The following is a 19,776-nucleotide window of genomic DNA, read 5'->3' as shown; positions in this document are numbered from 1 at the left end:
CCCGTTGTAGCAAGTGGCGTCCGCAGAGACGCAAAGGGAGAAAGAGCATTTTATATGTCTATTCCGCAATGCGATTATTTCCATTTCCTCATCGGCGCTACAGTAGCCGTCGTCAGCACAGTTTTACATCCAACCATCGCAACAGCACAAACCGAAACTCTCCCTATCTCTCCCTCCATCTCCCCTTCTCCCACTCCCCCTATCTCCCCTTCTCCCACTCCCCCTATCTCCCCTTCTCCCCCTCCTCCCTCTGCGGTTCAAATCCTCTCCCCTACCCCTGACACCATAGCCGACGATCCCGCAACTACAGTAATTTTACAATTTCCTGCTCTTAGCCAGGTAGAACTACAAGTAAACGGACAACTTGTAGACAAATCCTTAATTGGACGCACAGAAACCGATTCTAAAACCAACTTAACAACGCAGATATGGTACGGTGTTTCTTTAAAAGAAGGCGAAAATACTATATCTGCACAAATAGCCGGAAGTACACCAGTAATAACGCGGGTGGTAGTCCGGGGAGCGCCCAAGCGGTTGACTGTAGAAACTGTGGAAGCGCGTATCCCCGCTGATGCACGTTCCATAACGAAAGTCAAGGGGCAATTAGTTGATGAAAATGGCAATCGCTCGAACCGTGATGCTGTTATCACTTTGATACCTTCTGCTGGGGAGTTTGTCGGTGCAGATTTGAAACCTGACCAACCCGGATTTCAGGTACAAGCGAAAAAAGGAGAATTCACTGCGAATCTGCGTTCTGATTTGAAGGCGCAAACTGTGCGAATTCGAGCCACGGCGAATGATTTGGAAGCTTTTACCCAAGTGCAATTTCAAACAGCGCTGCGTCCCAGTCTTGTCAGCGGAGTGGTGGATGTGCGTTTAGGTGCAAGAGGTACAGATTATTACGGTAAATTGCGTGATTTCCTTCCCCCGGACAACGATAAAAGAACGCAATTAGATTTTCACTCAGCGGTATTTGCTACAGGTGCGGTTGGAGATTGGTTGTTTACAGGTGCTTTCAATAGCGATCGCCCTCTGAACGAAGACTGCAATTGTGATAATCGTCTGTTTAGAACTTACCAATTCAGCGAGCAAAATTATCCGGTTTACGGTGATAGTTCTACAGTTGATGCGATCGCTCCTTCGATTGATAGCTTATATTTGCGCTTTGAGCGCTCTACTGGCAAGGCTAGCCCTGATTATGCCATGTGGGGTGACTACAACACCGAGGAGTTTGCACAGCGATCGCAGCAATTTACAGCGATTACTCGTCAACTCCACGGCTTTAAGGCAAACTACAATTTAGGAAACCTGCAATTTACGGGTTTCTACGGAAATAACTTAGAAGGTTTTCAACGAGATACCATTCCTCCTGATGGTACAAGCGGTTATTACTTCCTTTCTCGTCGCATCCTCATCCCTGGTAGCGAAAATGTCTTTATCGAGTTAGAAGAATTAAATCGTCCCGGTACTGTACTTCAACGCAAACAACTGAATCGGGGACCAGACTACGAAATTGACTACGATCGCGGTACTTTATTATTTCGTCAACCTGTCCTGCGGACTGATGTTGATGACCAAGGACAAGTGTTGGTAAGACGAATTGTTGCTACTTACCAATACGACAGCAAAGACTCAAACAGCAATATTTATGCAGGTCGTCTGCAATATAATTTTTCTCGCACCCTCAATTCTGAAAGTTGGTTAGCAGCAACTTACTTACAAGAAAATCACGGATTGCGTGATTTTCAACTTTATGGTGCGGATGCGATGATTTCTTTGGGTTCTCAAGCTAAGTTCATCGCTGAATATGCTCATTCTCAAAATGAGTCAGATGTGATGGGAATGGTTAGCGGTGACGCTTACCGTTTAGAAGCTGAAGCAAACATTACTAACGCTTTGCAAGGTCGTGCTTATTATCGCTTTGCCGATGCTGGTTTTGCGAATAACGCTACCATCAGCTTTGTACCCGGTCAAACTCGCTATGGAGCGCAGCTTACAAGTAAACTTACTTCTACTACAAATTTGCGGGTGCAATATGACCACGAAGACAACTTCGGAATTGCACCTCAACCGCTAAATACCTTTGAGGAATTGTTTACACCCCGTTCTCAAGCGATTCCTGGTAGTAAAGTTGATAATTCTCTCTCGACGATTTCTGCCGGAATTCAACAACGCTTGGGTAAAGCGACTTTAGGTGTAGATTGGATTCATCGTGATAGACAAGACCGCATTAGTGGAAGTGGATTGGATAGTAATTCTGACCAGTTGCGTTCGCGTCTTTCATATCCTCTTGCGAAAAATCTCACCTTGCAGGCACAAAATGAACTGACGCTGAGTTCTGATACCGATAGCGTTTATCCAGATCGTACCATCTTAGGGATAAATTGGGCAGCAATTCCCGGTATTAATATCAGTTTAGCGCAACAGTTTTACACACGCGGTCAATTTGATGGTAACTCGATTACCAGCTTGAGTATTAATGGCGAACACAAACTTGGTAGAGATACGACAATTACCGGTCGATATTCAATTTTAGGTGGTGCGAATGAACTGACAACTCAAGGAGCGATCGGACTAAATAACCGTTGGACTATTGCTTCTGGATTGCATCTAAATCTAGCTTACGAACATGTATTTGGCAGCTTTTTTGGACGAACTGGGGCAGGTTTGCAATTTGCTCAACCTTTCACCGCAGGTCAATCAGCTTCTTCGATTGGCTTTAACGGAGGTGATAGTTACAGCGTCGGTTTGGAATATACTGATAATCCGCAGTTTCAGGCAAGCGCTCGTTACGAACATCGTACATCCTCAAGTGGTTCCAATACCGTAATTTCCGCAGGTGCTGCGGGTAAAATTTCCCCCGCGCTCACAGCTTTGCTACGCTATCAACAAGCGAATTCTTCTAATCAAAAACTGACAGGATTGGGAGATACAGTGAATCTGCGGATGGGTTTAGCTTACCGCGACCCGAACAACGATAAATTTAACGCCTTATTGCGTTATGAATATCGCGAAAATCCGGCGGTAATTCCTGACACCATCCTTTTGGGTAGCGGTACGGCTTCGCAAGACCATACCTTTGCTATGGAAGGTATCTACGCACCGAATTGGCAATGGGAATTTTATGGTAAATATGCGTTGCGTAATAGTACTTCTTATTTAGCTAACGATTTGGTAGGAACTAGCACAGTAAATCTAGCACAGTTACGGGCTACCTATCGTTTGGGATACAGCATGGATTTGGTGGGTGAAGCTCGCTGGATTGGTCAATCTAGCTACACAGAAACAGGTTTTCTTTTAGAAACAGGTTATTATCTCACACCTAATTTGCGGCTTTCTGCGGGATACGTTTTTGGTAATATCGATGACCGAGATTTTTCCGGGACGCGATCTGCCGGGGGACCTTATTTAGGTTTGACGCTGAAGCTGAACGAATTATTTGACGGTTTTGGGTTGCAAAAAGTGGTGCCACCTCAGCAACAGGAGTCGGTGGTGAAACAACTGCGTAATTCAAAGTTAAAGAATAAAACAGAGAATTAATCGCTTTAGAAGAAAGATTTTCTTTGATTTCGGGAAACCTAAACAAAGTATGGGGAACTTAAAAGCGATCGCCTTTTTATTATGTTGTAACTAATAAAACAAAGATGAATAAACCTGCTAAATTAAATATCCTAGGACTTACGCAAAATACCTCTCAAACTCTTATTCCTTCGTGTCCTTCTCCTGTCGGAGACGCTGCGCGAACGTATCTTCGTGGTTCGTTATTCCGTGAAGGAGTGCGTAAGTCCTATATCCGTAAAAATGTGCCCTGGCAACTGATAGCAACATCCGCGATCGCGATGTCTCTATTGCAAGCATTACTGACAACTCCTGCAAAAGCGCAAACTGTTTCTATTAGTAAAAATGCTAACGTCAACACTGTACCGTCTGGGCAAACTTTCGATTACTCACTCAAATACAGTTGTATCAGCGCTGGTCCTAGTTGCCAAAACGCTGTAATTACCGACGTGCTGCCATCAGAAGTGCAGTATGTAAGTACTATATTAGGTATAAACCCGGCAACAGTTACTTACAATTCAAAGACTCGTAAACTTACCATCACCTTTACACAGCCAATTGCAGCAGGTGATACGAGTGAAATCACTGTGAAAGTGAAATTCCCCGCTGGTACTACTCCTAACGATACCATTGCTAAAAATAACGCCAACATCAGTATTAGCAATGGCTCATCAGCAACAAGTAGCACCGTATCTGTGATTGCAACCGCAGAAAACAAGTTTACCGTAGAAAAACCCCCACTTAGTTACACGCCAGCGGTGAATCAAAATGTAACTTACACGGTAAGATTTAAAAATCCTGCTGGCAGTGACATTGGCGGACTTAACCTCAACAATGCCCAATTGGTAGACAAGCTACCAGCTGGGGCGGTATTCGTTTCTGCTAGCGATAATGGTGTGTACGATGCTGCAAGCAATACTGTTACTTGGGCAATGGGCGATTTAAAAGTAGAAAATGGCAACAAAGAATATAATCGCACCGTAACCGTTAGATATCCCTCCTCTAACTTTACCACTGCTAGCACTATAAAGAATATTGTTGAAGGTTACGGTCAGTCGGTGGGGGAAAACTCATCTAAGTTTATAGACACGGATAATATTAGTCATGGCTTTACAAATGCCTCACCCAATAGCAGTATAGATAAGGGGAAGAGTGGTAGTGGTAGTAATTATGCGATCGGACAAACTGTAAATTATACTTTGTCGGCGAAAAACACAGGCAACGTTCCCTTAGATAACTTCGTTATTACAGACAACATTCCATCACAAGTCACAGTATCAAGTATCACTACAGGAATTTATAACAATCCGCCTTCTAATCTAATTATTCGTTATAAAACTAATCTCAAGAGTAACTTTACTAATTGGTCTGAAAGTCCCTTTAATCCTACTATCAACCAAACCTTAAATGTAAGTGATTTGGGGTTGGCAGCAAATGAATATATTACGGTAATTCAGTATGATTACGGTAGCGTTGCCGTCGGTTTTAGCCCCTCAACCACGCCCAAAATTAACGCAACCATTATCAGCCCAGACCACGACGGGAAAGATGTTACTATCAGTCAAAGCTTCAAAAACTGTGCAGACCTGAGCCGAACTTATGCTAATACAACCACATCAAAATCTTCTTGTACAACAGTAACAATTATTGACCCCCGCGCCATCATTGACCCAGGAAAAAGCATTGATGCCAGTGCCAAAACAGGCACACCAGCACCTTATCTACCTAATGGCAATGTCCGTTTTAGCCTAGAGGTACGCAATACTTCTAGCAGCGGTGGTGCATTAACTGACCCAATTATTGCTGATTTGCTACCACCTGAGTTTGATTATGTTCCTGGAAGTTGGTCATTTGATAAGAAGGAAAATGCTAACGCTCCGACACCAGAATTTGAAGAAATCCCCAACTACAAAAATACTGGTCGTACTTTGTTGCGTTGGAAATTTACTGGAGCTTCTTCTTTCAGCTTTCCTGGCGATGGTAATAAATTATCATCATACATCTACTTCAAAGCGAAAGTCAAACCAGGCACAGCGCCTACGAACTATACCAACACGGTAGCGATAACATCCAACAGTTCATCGTTTGTATGTTCTGATAACAAAAGTCCTGGTACAAGCTTAGATACACTGGATTTAGATAACGATGGTAGCACCAACGATAGTTTGTGTACAGCTAATACTTCGGTAACTGTCAGTTCCCAAGCGGCTTTGACTTCACAAAAATTAGTTAGGGGTGAGTTAGATAATGATTATGTGGGGTATCCAACTAGAGGAAACTCTGTAGCAGGGGGACGAACTGATTACAAACTGACCATCACAAATCCTGGAAATGTGCCAATCAAAAATATCACCGTTGTGGATATTTTACCTTTCATCGGTGATACTCAAGTCGCTAATCCCTCAATTTATCGTAATTCCGAATGGCGTCCGAATCTCGTCAATGCAGTTACAGTCAGCGATTCTCGCATTAAAGTATATTATAGTACTGCAACTAATCCCTGCCGTCCGGAAGTGGTGTCTTCTGGTCCTGCGGGTTGTGTTGATGACTGGTCACTGACTCCCCCCGGTGACATCACAAAAGTGCAAGCGCTAAAGTTTGATTTGGGTACCATCATCCTCAAACCACAGGAAAGTTTATCCCTCACCTGGCTGATGCGAGTTCCAACCGATGCCAAAATAAATACGGATGCTTGGAACTCTTTCGCTTATGTGGGAACCCGTACCGATAACGATCAACCCCTCGTACCTGCGGAACCGGGTGCAGTGGGTGTTGACATAAAACCAGCAAAAGCAAAGTTATTACTGGTGAAACGCATTACCCGCATCAACAACCAAGACGTAACTGATGTTATGGATGGTCGCAGCGACGTTTCTATTAACGATCCGAATTATGTACCAGAACCCTATGCAACTGATGATAACGATCCAAAATGGACTGCTGGCTACTTGCGCGGATTGATTAATGCCAGCACTGTTAAACCAGGGGATGAGTTAGAATATACGATCTATTTTCTTTCTAGTGGCAATGTTCCCATCAAAAACGTTAGTATTTGTGACTTGATACCAGCTAATAGCACTTTTGTTGAGAATGCCTTCGCAGCAGGTTCTGGTATTGCTTTAGAGATTAACTCCACGACAACTAATTTAACAAATATCAACGATAGCGATCGCGCTGAATACATCCCACCTAATACAATCGCTCCAGGTGCTTGTAACAAAGCTGACATTGCCAACAACGTCACTCCCCCAACACAACTTCAACCCACTGCTAATAAAACAGGAGTAGTACTAGTTAATGTTGTAACTGGTTCAACAACCTTGCCTGAACCGAATCAGCCTGCATACGGTTTTATTCGCTTCCGCGTCAAGGTAAAGTAATCAAGAGTGAGGAGCGAAGAGTTAAGAGTTAAAAATTCAAAACTCCTAACTCCTAACTCATAACTTCTAACTTCTAACTCCTAACTTTTTGCTATCCACCGCTAACTGGGGGAATTAACACGACTTCATCACCATCTTGCAAGATGGTATCTGGTTCGACGAATTGCAGATTCACCCCAAAGCGGGTGATTTCTCTGAATTGAGCAAGTTCGGGGTGTTCGGCAATTAGGCGATCGCATACCCCAGCTACTGTTGTACCATCAGGTAATTCCAGCATCAGTTCTGGAACTTTATAAGCTTCTTGATAAACAGCGAATAACTTGACGGTGACGGTGTTTGCATTGGACATAGAATAATAAGAAAAAAATTAACGCTGCTGTTGTGACTTGCAGCACTGATAGTCTATTTTAATACTAATAGGGATTGGTTGAAGGAGGCGATCGCGTTGCTCCCAATTCTCTGTATCGATTTTTGCAACAAATCTATTTATTACCAAATTACGGCACAACCGTAAATTTCACAGTATAGCTATAGTTACCAGCTCGCAGAGAACGACCTCTATCTATAGCAAAATCAATCGTTAAAGGAGTGGTTCCCGCAGGTAAAGCTAAGGGAGCATCACCATTTTTAGTAGAGTTACCAGAAGGGATTGTTACAGTTGCAACAGCAGATACCGGGGTGAATTCCGGTCCTGCAACTTGAATTGGTGCAGATACACTTATATTTGCCGATTGGCTACAAGTCGCATCAATTTTAGTCGGAGAACCACCAGCAGAAGCCAAGGTGGTTAATTTCTTTGGTAGAGTACCACCATCAGTTACTAACTGACCGGGAGCAGCTTGAGAAAAAGTGCATAAAGGTTCGGAAGCTGCACTTTTAAATAGAGTTAAATTAGCAGTGATAATTATAAGCGAGATAAATAGCGATCGGCGAATCATTTTGCTTTTACTTTCCTCTGGAAATATCTATTTATCAAAATTTGTTTAGTCTTTTACTACTAAGGAGACGCGGTGAGAGTTACTGTAAAGCTATATTTTCCAGCGGAAATTTTATTACTTCCGTTATCTGCTTTCATATTCACTATAATTTTCCCCTCCTGAGTATCTGCTGGTATATCACCATTCCCAGAACCGTTAGAACTAACGTTTATATTAGGCAGGTTGGTACTAGTTGCTGTTGCTGTTAGCTGTTGTGGATCTATTGTTGTACCATCTGTTTGTTTAGGCGTAGAAATAGTAAGAGTAGCAGCATTATTGCAATCTATTAACACACTTGCAGGTGTTCCACCATTTTCGCTCTGGAGAATAGTACCGCTAGAATTAAGAATCAACTCTCCTGGCACAGCGTTATAAAAAGTACAGTTACCTGTAACTGTACCACTAGCACCAGCATCTTCAGCATAAGCTTTAGTGGCGAAGGTAACAGTACTTGCAAGTATCAAAGCTGAACTCATTAGCAAGTGACGAATCATGCTTGAATATCCATGTATATTCGGATAAAATATCGACCGTTATAGGTTAACTTCAATTCACAAGCTTTGTGTTGAGTGAAATAACGGATTTTTATTAACAGGCTATCTACGTGAATCATCTATAATACGATGCCCAGAAACCCGACTTCTTTAATAAGTCGGGTTTCTAAATTTCACGCTCTTGTTTAGAACTTACGCAATTGATACATCCTAAACTTTCGTAGTAAGCGTTTCAACGCTTTTTCGGGCATTAAAGTGCCCACTACAAGCCTCAAATTTTTCTTTTAATATCGAAAATTTAAGTACAAATACGTAAGAAAATATAATTTGTAATTTTGCAATTCACAATACAGGTTAGATTATTTTTAAGTTATTAAATAAAAAGCTACTTAAATTCATCAACTAATTCAAAATCGCTCCACAAACTCTTCAGAACAAACATAGTGTAACTACTGAGGCACTGATTTATCTCTCACGTTGATAATTATTAGCTAATGGCTATTAATTTTATTTTGATTGATTTTGAATAAATTAAACTTTTATTTTTCAAAGTTTGATTATAGCCCTTATTTGGAAATATCAACAATAGACCTATTGCAAAAATCGCTAAACGCCCTCAGGCTGGAAGCCGCTGGCTCTACAAGCAAAGCAGGCACACGCAGGCTTCAGATTCAAAAAAATACTTTTGCAAAAAGTTTAATGTTAGATAGAAAATTTACGAACTAAATCAATTTAAACAATTATGACACTGCAATCAAACAACTCTTTAGTAAAATCTGTCGCCCAAGAAAAAAGAGAAATTATCTTTATTGATCCGACTGTAGAAGATTACCAAAGCTTGATAGCTGGTATCAACCCACAAACAAAAATCGTGATACTAGACCGGATGAAAGACGGGGTTTCACAAATTACTGAGAATTTGCAAGGTGGTAAATACAAGGCTGTTCATATAGTTTCCCACGGCAGCGAGGGAAGTTTGCAGTTGGGGTCAAAGCAGCTAAATTTGGGTAATTTGGATATTTATAAAAGTCAGTTGCAACAATGGGCAAATTTCCTCACAGAAGATGCTGATATCTTGCTTTATGGTTGCGATGTGGCAGCCGGAAAGACGGGTGTAGGTTTTGTGCAGCAGTTGAGTCAGCTAACGGGTGCGGATGTAGCGGCATCGGATGATTTGACGGGGAATGCTGCGCTTGGTGGTGATTGGGATTTGGAGGTGAATACGGGGAAGATTGAAGCTCCCTTGGCGTTTAAGGTGGGGGCAATGGAGGCTTATAACGGTGTTTTAGCTAGTGCTGGGGATGTCATCATCAACGAATTTTCCCAAGGTAGTAGCGGTGGTAGTGGCGCGAAAGAATGGGTTGAACTTCTAGTTGTTAAAGACAATCTAGATTTACGAAATCACAGATTAGTTGACGGGAATAACTCACTGGACATCACTTTGTCTGGTTCCGGCTTTAGTAATTTGAAAGCTGGAACTTTAATAGTGTTGTATAACGGCTTTGATAAGGATGGCACTATTACTCCAGACTTAACTTACGACCCCGCATCTGGAGACTTTGTATTACAAATATCATCGGATAATAGCGGAACATTTGCAGTTACTCGCAATAACGCTGGCTGGAGTAACGCATCTGGCGCTTTTGCCAATAACAATAATATAGATGTACCGCAGTTACGAGATGCCAGCGATAATCCAATACATACCTTTGCTCGAACTACAACTCCAAACGCAGGGAAATTTAGTGCGTATACTGGTAACTCGGCAGCAGGTGCTACAACTGCTAGTAACTGGTCAGCTGATGCTGCATCTACGAGTGCTACTCCTGGTCTAGCTAATAATGGAAACAACACGACTTGGATTAACAGCTTGCGGGGTAATAATGCCCCTGTGCTAAATACTGCTGAGAATCCTACGCTGCCGAGCATTAATGAAGATATCCCAAGCGCCAGTAACACTGGAATTTTGCTTGCCGATCTAATTAAAAATTTAATCACTGATACTAACAATAACGCCCAAGGGATTGCAGTGACTGGGCTTACTGGCAATGGTAGTTGGCAATACTCCTTTGATGGGGGTATCAATTGGACAAATTTCGGTGCTGTATCAGACACTTCGGCGACAGTGCTGGCTGGCTTGACACCAATTTATAAAGGCTCTTTGAATAGTACGCCTAATACTCAGGGTTGGTTACAGTTTGCAGCTTCACCAGCTGTTGGCGCTGTACCTATTGGTGGCACTCAGAGTGCTAGTGGTGGTGTGACTAACCTTAAAAGTAACGAGTCTGGATCGGCTGGTTACAGTAATTACAATGCTGGTCTAGCAATTCCGCTTAACCCCGCGTTTCCCACACTTGATGCAAGCAAAGGCTTTACCCTCAGTTTCGACCTCCAAGTTAACAGCGAGAGTCACTCTAGTGATGATAACAACGATGGTTTTCAAGACCGCGCTGGTTTTAGTGTCATTGTTGTTACCAGCGATAATAAGAAGGCGATTGAACTTGGTTTTTGGAATAATGAAATTTGGGCACAGACTGCTAACCCCCTTTTCACTCACAGTACTACGGAACGGGCATCTGGGTTAACAACAACCGCAATGACCCGTTACGATTTGGCAATTAAAGACAATACGTATCAGCTATTCGCTGCGGGTGGAACAACGCCGATTTTAACAGGTTCACTACGCGATTACAGGGCATTTAACCATACTGGTGCTGGTTTGCCTTATGACCCCTACGAACAAACCAACTTTGTATTTTTAGGTGATAATACCAGTTCTGCACAAGCTGACGTTAATTTGGCACGAGTGGAACTCCAAGCAAATAACAAAGTTCGCTTTGTACCCAATACAGATTATAACGGCACGGCTGATATCAAATTCCGCGCTTGGGATGGGACAGATGGGAAAGAAAATGGTACTACTGGAGTAAATGTGGATGTTAATGGAGGTACTACAGCATACAGCAGTGGTAACAAAGCAGCTACATTAACTATTAACTCTGTTAATGATGCCCCCACCTTCACCAAAGGTTACAACCAAAGCGTCAAAACAGGTACGACACAAACGATCGCCGGTTGGGCAAGCGGCTTTTCTTCTGGTGCTGCCAATGAAACACAAAGTGTCGCGGGGTACATAGTTAAGGTTGTCAACAACGCTGACATCTTTGAAGCTACACCAACAATTAACAAGGCAGGTGACTTAATTTACACAGCAAAAAGTGGAATTACTGCTAGCAAAACAGCGACAATTGAAGTCCAAGTTCAGGATACTGGGGACACTTTAAATGGTGGTGTCAATACTTCAGACGCGCAAACTTTCACAATTACTGTCAATCCCACAGCTACTAACTCAATGAATGGTACGCCAAATGCTGATACTAATTTAATGGGAACGGATCAAAGCGATCGCATCTCAGGTTTAGATAATGACGACACCATTTATGGTGGATTGGGTAGCGATCGCATTTTTGGCAATAATGGTAATGATACCCTCTACGGCGATTTAGAAACTATACCCACTTATGGCGTTAATTTTACGATGGATGACACAATTGCTGGCGGTTTAGGTAGCGATAAAATTTACGGCAATCGTGGCAATGACAAGCTTTATGGTGATGAGGAAAATGACTTTATCTGGGGTGGAGATGGCAATGATGAAATCTGGGGCGGTTATGGCAATGATACGCTCTATGGAGACGCTGGTAAAGATGCTTTTGTCTTAGTTAGAGGTCAGGGTGCAGATATTATCGAGGATTTTACAAGTGAAGATGTGCTTGGTTGTGCTGGTGCTTTGAAATATAGTTCGTTGATATTTACTAAGCAAAACGGCGATACTTTAATTACTGATATAACCACAAGCGAACTATTGGCAACCCTCAAAAACTTTACCGGAACTCCTAATAATGGAGGTCAGTTTTAAAACAGTGTTTGGCGTTTCTAGGTTTCTCTTGGGAACGCCTAATTTAGCAAAAAATGAATTATAGTTTGGTTATTGGAGTGTTTGAGAGATATTGCGGTTTATGCTGCTTAATTAAATAAAAAAGTTAAAATCTTAATTGTGTCCGCCAAAGATGCTTTTCATTATGTTGTCAAAACAGCCCTTCAGAAGGATGGCTGGCTAATTACTCATGACCCATATCCCCTGCAAGCTGGTACATTTGACCTTGCTATTGACCTCGGTGCCCAAAAAGTGATTGCTGCTCAAAAGCAAGGGTTAGAAATTGCTGTAGAAATCAAAAGTTTTCTGGGTCCTTCCAAGATTTCCGAATTTTACGGAGCATTGGGACAATTTATTACATATCGGGCTGCTTTACGCAATCAAGAGCCAGAGCGTATATTGTATCTGGCAGTCTCCAGCGATATTTACGATCGCCTTTTTGCAACTGTGTTTATTCACGAACTTGTTGAGCAAAATCAAGTTTACCTGGTGATATACAATATTGATCGGGAGGTGATTGAACGATGGCTACCGTCGATGAGTACCGACGACATATCCAACACCTATTAACTGAACAGGCAAAGTTAGTTTGGGATGAACGCATCCAGGCTGAAACTATTTTCGATATCGAACGCGATCGCTATCAACTAGTCTACGTTGGCTGGCGTGAGTCTAAGCGATTGTATGGTACTGTTCTGCATCTGGACATCATTGATGGCAAAATTTGGATTCAGCAGGATGGTACTGAAGTTGGTATTGCGAACCAATTGGTCGAACTCGGTGTCCCCAAGCAAGACATTGTTTTGGGGTTTGACCCTCCAAAGATGCGTCATTACACTGAATTTGCTGTGGGATAATGTCGCTTTTTTCTTGTTACCAAGCTTTGCCTTGTTTCATTGTAGCAGGCGGAGCCTACCGGGAGGCATTCCCATGCTCTGCATGGGAACGAGGAACAGCCAGAGCGTATTCAGCTAGGCAAAGTAGGCTTTACTAGAAGGCTTTTGGTAGTCCCGCTTGTTTCAAAACTGCGTTGGCTGTATGACGCGACTTTATAGAACTATCTACCACAAACCGATGATTTGTGATTGGACTGTACCAGATTTCATGGTCTCCTTTGCCTTGCCGTTCAAAATAGCAACCTGCTTCTAAGAGAATCTTTTTCAATTCAGGAGTAAAGGATGAACTCATTTATGAAATCACCTCAATTAACTCCTGTCGATGGCTAGTTAACTCGAAGGTGATAGAACCTACATAGTCAGAAGGGACAATTCTATTAAGAACGACGAGTTCCGGAATGATTACTCGCAACTTCTGTGTTAAAGCCTCTATAGTCTCAGCTTCTGTTACTAACCCTGGTACGTTCTCACTGGTTGCAACCCAGACTAGAGCTTCTGAATCCCAAAATGCCTCTACCTTGCAGATAAATTGTGTCATTGTCAAGCGTTCTGTGAAATTTATTTATCTTTCTCTTTATTTGGTAAGGCACTTTGATTTTCACTGGGAATTACAGCGCGAAATTCTTGATTTTCTAACTGCTGGACATTGAGTTCTTGAAAACCTTGGGAAGATGCATCTAATTTCAATATCATACCACCCACAGGTTTATCGTTAATCAATAAATCGTAAGTGCCTTGTTGCAGTCTTTCTAAATAATAAACTCCGGCGGTGTTGGTGACAGAAAATAACCGCACTTTTGAATCTTTAGAAACTGCTTCTACCCTCGCACCATTAATTGGTTTACCTTGAGCATCGGTAATCACTCCCGAAAAGGCGTAAGCACGAGTTAATGGTAACATTACTGGTGTGTAAGAACCTGCGATAACATCGACTGCATAAGCGTCAGTTGTAGCTTGCCAATCTTCCGGGAAACCTGCGGGATCTAAATCTAAACGATAAGTTCCTGGATTTAAGCGTACCAGAATGCGATCGCTTTGAATATCCGGTTGCAATGATTTGATAACTCGATTGTTCACAAGTAGCAGCGTATCCGGATTTTCTGTATATAATTTCTCACCCGCATCGCGTTTGCCGTTATTATTATTATCAAAGAACGGCTGAATCAATAAACCGCCTTGGGTACGGAAATAATCAGAACGTCTATCCCCTGGTGTAATTCCGCTTTGCAAACCGGCGCTAGAAACTAAGTCTATATTAAAGCTGGCTTGGTCGGAAGTCACAGATACGCCTTGATAACGCGCCCGCAACAAAATACCTGGTAAAATTGTAGTTGATAACGAAGCAACAGGTCCGCTACCCTGAGAACCAATCCCATAGCCTAACTGCGCTTCCCAACGATAATTACCATCGCTAGCGCGTTGTGTAGAACGATATCGCCAACCTAAAGTAAGTAAGTTATTACTCAAATTTTGACTGCGGGTTTCATAACTTACTACCAGCGAGTTTCCTAAATTCAAAAAGCTGCTGTTTCGAGAAAAATTATAGGTGAATTCGGATAAAGTGCCGATTTCGTTACCGCGTTGATTTAATTCTAATCTGCCCAGACGTTGCAGCCAAGTCCAACGCAAGCGATTTTCGGTATCTAAGCTAATACGGGCGAAGGTAAAAGCGTTTTTACCGCTAAAGTTTAATTGTACACCACCGCCTGTGGCGTCGCGGCTATCGGTAGTCGCAAATAAACTTAAGCCAGGAAACACGCGCCAATCTATGTTAAAACGATTAGAAAAGCGATCGCTTGTAAATGATGCACTCAAACTCCGAGCAGGATTAAACCGGATATCTGCGTTGATATCCCATTTACTACCGCTGAGTGCAGAAACTGCAACTTCTAAAGGCAAATTTGCCGGACGATAAAATATTTCTGCCAAACCTCTGGCGGAATCGTCGTATACTCCACCTACACCGACTGTGAGATTTTCTGATAAACCCCATCTTTGAGCGATTCCACCGCGAAAATCTGAGAAGTTGCCCAATAGACTATTATTTAATTCTCGTCGCAAACCACCAGAAAAAACTAAGGCAGAAGAACCTGCAGGTAACTGTCCTGGTACAATAGAGTAGGTAGCTTCGCGAATTTCTGGTTGAGCGGTGAGTCGTCCTTCTGGGTAAAGCAAGACGCGGTAACTACTGCCATAGTATTGATTTTCGCTTCTGACGTTTTCAAAACGGTAAATTCCGGAAGAATCAACTAAGACTTCGCCAATTACGCGATCGCCAAATGCTTCTGCTAACCTAACTAAAGTACCCGGTTGAGCCGTACCTGTAATTGTCCTGCCAATTTGCGAAGCTTGCAACCGCAAACGCGGATCGACAAAACCACCACCAAACAGTTGCGGTGGAGTAAATCCTTGTCGTTGAATATATGTAAAGCCCCAATAATCGCTTGCACCCTGACTGCGCCAAAAAGTCGGTTGGGAACCTAATATATAGTCAGCTTGATTATTTGGTCGATAAAATTGTGCTTCTGCAAGTCTCCAACTTGATGCGTCTTGGAAATTTGGCTGATCTGTACGCACAAACCAACTACCACCAAACAAACTACCAACCGCGAGAAAATCTCCTCTGTAACTCGCTGATGTGCCTTCGGAACCGCTGGCGTTAACTTTTTGTTCAATTGCGCCAAAACTGAAATTACCAGGGGCAATTCGTGGTATACCTTCTAATATAATCGGGGATTCTGCTTGCCCAATTCTCGAACTCGATTGATTTAGCCAAGGTACATCTAGCTCAATTGCGTAATCGTTGATGTTGAATTGTGCTTTAATGCCAAAGAGAGTATTTAAGTCTTGAATCGAAAATACTAAGCCTAACTCTGGATCGTTGCGAAGCTTTTTTGGATCGATGCGAGTGACAAGACCAGGCGATCGCACTTCTAATTGACCATCTGGTAAATTTTTTAAGTCTAATTTCAACGCTTGAATCACATCATCAAACGGTAACAGCCAATTTTCAAAGTTAATTGCTTGCGTTCCGTCTTCTTGTCCCCGGATAATCACGCTGGGGTTGACATTGCGTTTGCCCACACTCAATCCAACCGGAAATGTACTGAATTCCTTTGTCTTTTTTTCTAATTCAGATTTAACTTCCGGCGTCGGTGTAGACGGCTTTGGCTGCGTCTTTTCTCCTAAATCAGCAGCAACGTTATCTTTAGACAGCGTAGGCTTTAGCCGTTGATGCCAATTTGAATCCTGACTTTTCACCTCATCGGGAAGACCTAACCCCCCAACACCTGAACCTATGAGGGAAGGGGGAGAATCTAAGCCTCTCTCCTTGTAGGAGAGAGGTTTGGAGAGAGGTATTCCAGATTTAACCGCTTCCCGATATTCAATCAGCCTCTCCCGCAGATCCGCACGACTAGCTTCACTAATCGGCAAACTTTTTAACCTTTCCTCCAAAGAGAGTGAATCGTGGTTCGTCTGATCTGAAGTTGCATTTGTAGGTATCACCTCACCCCCTCGTTCGCTTGCGTCAACACTCCCCTCTCTTTTATGAGGAGAGGAGTTAGGGGGTGAGGTATTATCTATATTTTCGCCTGTAACAGTTTCTTCTGAGAAGTTCGGGGTAGGGTTCTTAGCCTTAGCTGGAGTAGCGCAAAAAACGCAAACCGCAACCGCAGAAAGGTAAAACAGGGGATTTTTCACGCTGACTTTTACCTTCTATTTCTGGTTGGCGATGTAGTAGAATTTCCTCCAGGAACAGTTAAATCCAGCTTGAATGGTAGTTTACTTTTGTCGTTATCTTCACCCCACAGCAACTCACCACTTAGTTGATATGTTCCAGGAGAAAGAGCTAATTCATCTTTTTTAGATTGATTTAAAATTAAATTGCGATCGCCATCAGGCACAATACCCGAAGCTGGTGATTCTCCAGATTTAACAATTGTTCCACCTTGCTTGAGAGTCCACTTAATAGATGTGTAAGCAGATGCTTTACCACTGTTGCGGACTAATAGTTGTATCTTCTTTGCTTCTGCATTCCATCTAGCGCTATCCACCGTCAAATTAGGACGCACATCACCTTTACGGACAAAAAACGCGCTACCAACACGAGTGATAATGTTCGTTGTAATTCCATTTCCATTCTTGACAGTATTCGGCTTTAAAGGTTCAGTGAAAATCATTGTCCGATATTCACCAGCCGGCAAACTCGGAGCCAAACGAGCATTCAAGCGTACTCTTCTAGTTGTTCCCGGTGGGACAACAAGTTCACGCGGCGAAAATTGCAAATATGGTCTTAAATCAGAAGGGCTAGATGGTAAACTTTCAAAACCCTTATCTCGATTGTATGTAAAAGATTCTGCGTAGACGCGAGCGCGAAAGGTTTCGTTACTAGTATTTGTGATATTAATAACGCCTTGAGCTTGACCGCGATTAGTTTTAACTTCAATTTTTAATGGTGATAGACTCACCTGTGCTTGACTTGCTCCTGCCCAAAGTAAAGCCGCAGATAATGCCCAGGAACTTAAATGCCAAGCAGTACGAACAGGTGCGGAAATAACTCCCGCATTTAAAGTTGAAAAGAACATTTTAATTTAATTCTCCAAAAACTTTTTAGTTCAGATACCCGACTTCTCTAAGAAGTCGGGTATCTTGTTTTTCAGGTTTTGTTTGTGTATTTGCGATTTTAATCGTCCGTTGCAAGATATTAGTATCAGTAGATTACCTCTGAAAAATTGGCAATTAATAATGGAATAGTGATGAATTCAGAGTTAGGAATATTAACTCTTAATTTATAACTTCTCAATTACTAATTACTCGTTAACAGTGATTCTGTTTTAGCAGTCTTTTTAGCCAGTGATAACCGTAGAATCTACAGTATTTATCTGAGTTGATATTAAGCCTAGTTAAATACTCGCTATTTTCACCGAACCCCACCCCGCGTTTAACTTATTGGCTAAATTACCCGCAATATAAACACCTCACCTCTAACCCCTCTCCTTACGCTCGTAGAGGGGAAATAAAGGGGTGAGGTGGGGTGAGGTTTTATAGTTATAATCGTTAATTTACTCGACATGATATGATTCTTGCGGGGTGCATTTTGCGCTTTAAAAATGAAAAGGACGGGTGAAACACCCATCCTACAAAAATATAAATTTCATCCAGCAAATATACAATATTTATGAAAAATTCCCCTCCTCGCAAGCGGGAAGGGGTACTTTCACACTATTTATTAGGTTGGGTTGAGGTAATGAAACTAAACAAAATCTTTAAATTTGTTGGGTTGAACACAGTGAAACCCAACCTACAATCTGCTTACGGAGTTACGGTGACAGTGGTAGTAAAAGTGTAGCTCCCTGGAGCTAAAGCAGCATTAGTATCTGTTGCTACCAGGTCTACTTTTGCGGCTCCAGAGACTACAGCAATTGCTGGTGCACCAGAATCAACGGATGTATTGTCAAACAAAGTTAGTTTAGCTGTTTTAGTTTCAATATCAGCATTAGTAGTAGTACCAGTAGTACCAGCAGTTTTTGTAGGGGCTGTGAGACTTACAGTTCCAGTAGTGCAGTTGATTTTGAGTGTAGCAGCTGCACCACCACTGAGAGTGCTGCTCAAAGTTTTGTTATCGCCACTGGAAACCAGAGTTCCTGCTACTACATCAGTCAGAGTGCAGGCAGTAGGTACTATTCCGGTTAAGTTGACAGGTTCAGACACTGCCTTAGCACTAGAAGCGAAACCAACAACACTAGCCAACATCAAAGCAGAAACGAATAAAGAACGACGCAACATAGTAAAGTCCTCACTTATGTAAATTACTTTTGAAAAGCGCACAATCACAGAAACAACTTAGATTGCGATCGCGATATTCAACTTGAGAGCAAAATTGAAAATTGCTGTGCAAAATGCCACAGCAGATTCTACGCGCAACCTAAGATAATCAAGTGGTAATGACATTGCCCTAATTACTTTTGAAGTTGGTTAAATCCAAAGTTGAAAAAACCAACCTTTGCTGCGCTACTTGGATGATTTGAATAAGCAAATATCAAGCTAGTCAGCTTTGCATGAAATTTCTCTGAACCTGGTACTAAGATAACTAGCAAAAGATACAAAGCAAACAGTGTTAACACGCAAAATCAACGCAGTCAATTAAACTGCGTCAAAATACCGTTTTTCAGTGTATTTATGTAAAGTTATCTTCAAATCAGCTTGAAGCGCTGGAAATTACGTTTTCATTTCCATCACTCAATTATATTAATATACAGATAAATCATCCTCCCTAGGACAGATTTTATAGTTACACACTTTCAACCCGCTGGTGGAATTAACACCACATGAAAACTAATGCACAGGTCTTGGCATTAGATTAGCGCAATAAAGATGACTTCTCAAAAAAATAGCGATCGCCAACAGTCGAATATTCATTTAGTGAAAGTTGAGCAAAATAGCAACACCGGGCAGGTTGAATTTCTACCTTTGGGTAGTGGTGAAGAATCTCATCGAGAATAAGTGAGGCTTTAGGCACCCAAGAAGTAACTT

General features: G+C 42.1%; 14 protein-coding genes. 6 read left to right on the top strand and 8 right to left on the bottom strand.

Annotation, left to right across the window (positions count from 1 at the left end; translation table 11 throughout):
• The first annotated feature begins 54 nt into the window (after positions 1-54).
• Together AABK37_RS19845 and AABK37_RS19840 are read left to right on the top strand one after the other, a co-directional pair.
• Entirely contained in the window at positions 55-3,540 is a 3,486-nt protein-coding gene (locus AABK37_RS19845; RefSeq protein ID WP_432553261.1) for a TonB-dependent receptor, read from the top strand.
• Positions 3,541-3,644: 104 nt separating this feature from the next.
• Positions 3,645-6,938 carry a DUF7507 domain-containing protein gene (locus tag AABK37_RS19840; protein ID WP_432553260.1) on the top strand — a complete coding sequence of 1,098 codons (3,294 nt, stop codon included), beginning with the start codon at positions 3,645-3,647 and terminating at the stop codon, positions 6,936-6,938.
• 91 nt (positions 6,939-7,029) lie between these two features.
• Here AABK37_RS19840 and moaD read toward each other — a convergent pair whose 3' ends face one another.
• The 3 genes from moaD to AABK37_RS19825 all read right to left on the bottom strand — a co-directional run bounded on the left by moaD (position 7,030) and on the right by AABK37_RS19825 (position 8,409).
• The gene (moaD, locus tag AABK37_RS19835) at positions 7,030-7,287 is read right to left on the bottom strand and encodes a molybdopterin converting factor subunit 1 (protein WP_039739590.1); all 258 of its coding nucleotides are present in this window, start codon (positions 7,285-7,287) and stop codon (positions 7,030-7,032) included.
• A 148-nt stretch (positions 7,288-7,435) separates the two neighbouring features.
• Complete coding sequence (locus AABK37_RS19830; protein ID WP_432553259.1) at positions 7,436-7,876, bottom strand: hypothetical protein; 441 nt, start codon at positions 7,874-7,876, stop codon at positions 7,436-7,438.
• A gap of 59 nt (positions 7,877-7,935) precedes the next feature.
• Positions 7,936-8,409 carry a hypothetical protein gene (locus AABK37_RS19825; RefSeq protein ID WP_432553258.1) on the bottom strand — a complete coding sequence of 158 codons (474 nt, stop codon included), beginning with the start codon at positions 8,407-8,409 and terminating at the stop codon, positions 7,936-7,938.
• A 742-nt stretch (positions 8,410-9,151) separates the two neighbouring features.
• Between AABK37_RS19825 and AABK37_RS19820 the strand changes: the two genes are divergently transcribed.
• From AABK37_RS19820 to AABK37_RS19810, 3 genes are all read left to right on the top strand, one after another.
• Positions 9,152-12,328, top strand: coding sequence for a DUF4347 domain-containing protein (locus AABK37_RS19820; protein WP_432553257.1), 3,177 nt, complete (start codon positions 9,152-9,154; stop codon positions 12,326-12,328).
• 138 nt (positions 12,329-12,466) lie between these two features.
• On the top strand, positions 12,467-12,916 hold the full coding sequence (locus tag AABK37_RS19815) for an element excision factor XisH family protein (protein WP_432553256.1): 450 nt from the start codon (positions 12,467-12,469) through the stop codon (positions 12,914-12,916).
• Complete coding sequence (locus AABK37_RS19810) at positions 12,871-13,203, top strand: XisI protein (protein WP_432553255.1); 333 nt, start codon at positions 12,871-12,873, stop codon at positions 13,201-13,203. Before AABK37_RS19815 ends, AABK37_RS19810 begins: the two co-directional genes overlap by 46 nt.
• A 133-nt stretch (positions 13,204-13,336) precedes the next feature.
• Here AABK37_RS19810 and AABK37_RS19805 read toward each other — a convergent pair whose 3' ends face one another.
• The 5 genes from AABK37_RS19805 to AABK37_RS19785 form a co-directional block, all read right to left on the bottom strand.
• Positions 13,337-13,534 (bottom strand): type II toxin-antitoxin system HicA family toxin, encoded by a 198-nt coding sequence (locus tag AABK37_RS19805; RefSeq protein WP_432553254.1) that lies wholly within the window; start codon positions 13,532-13,534, stop codon positions 13,337-13,339.
• Entirely contained in the window at positions 13,535-13,780 is a 246-nt protein-coding gene (locus AABK37_RS19800; RefSeq protein ID WP_432553253.1) for a DUF1902 domain-containing protein, read from the bottom strand.
• Positions 13,781-13,800: 20 nt separating this feature from the next.
• Positions 13,801-16,944 (bottom strand): carboxypeptidase-like regulatory domain-containing protein, encoded by a 3,144-nt coding sequence (locus AABK37_RS19795; protein ID WP_432553252.1) that lies wholly within the window; start codon positions 16,942-16,944, stop codon positions 13,801-13,803.
• Positions 16,945-16,952: 8 nt separating this feature from the next.
• Entirely contained in the window at positions 16,953-17,828 is an 876-nt protein-coding gene (locus AABK37_RS19790; RefSeq protein WP_432553251.1) for a P pilus assembly protein, chaperone PapD, read from the bottom strand.
• Positions 17,829-18,555: 727 nt separating this feature from the next.
• Positions 18,556-19,029, bottom strand: a complete 474-nt coding sequence (locus AABK37_RS19785; protein ID WP_432553250.1) for a hypothetical protein — start codon at positions 19,027-19,029, stop codon at positions 18,556-18,558.
• 588 nt (positions 19,030-19,617) lie between these two features.
• On the opposite strand from AABK37_RS19785, the gene AABK37_RS19780 reads away from it, so the two are divergent.
• Positions 19,618-19,746: a hypothetical protein gene (locus tag AABK37_RS19780; protein WP_432553249.1), complete on the top strand. Its 129-nt coding sequence runs from the start codon at positions 19,618-19,620 to the stop codon at positions 19,744-19,746.
• Positions 19,747-19,776 lie beyond the last annotated feature (30 nt).

It is taken from the genome of Tolypothrix sp. VBCCA 56010 (assembly GCF_050875635.1).
Taxonomy (GTDB): domain Bacteria; phylum Cyanobacteriota; class Cyanobacteriia; order Cyanobacteriales; family Nostocaceae; genus Hassallia.
This window is presented reverse-complemented; position numbering and strand designations above follow the sequence as displayed.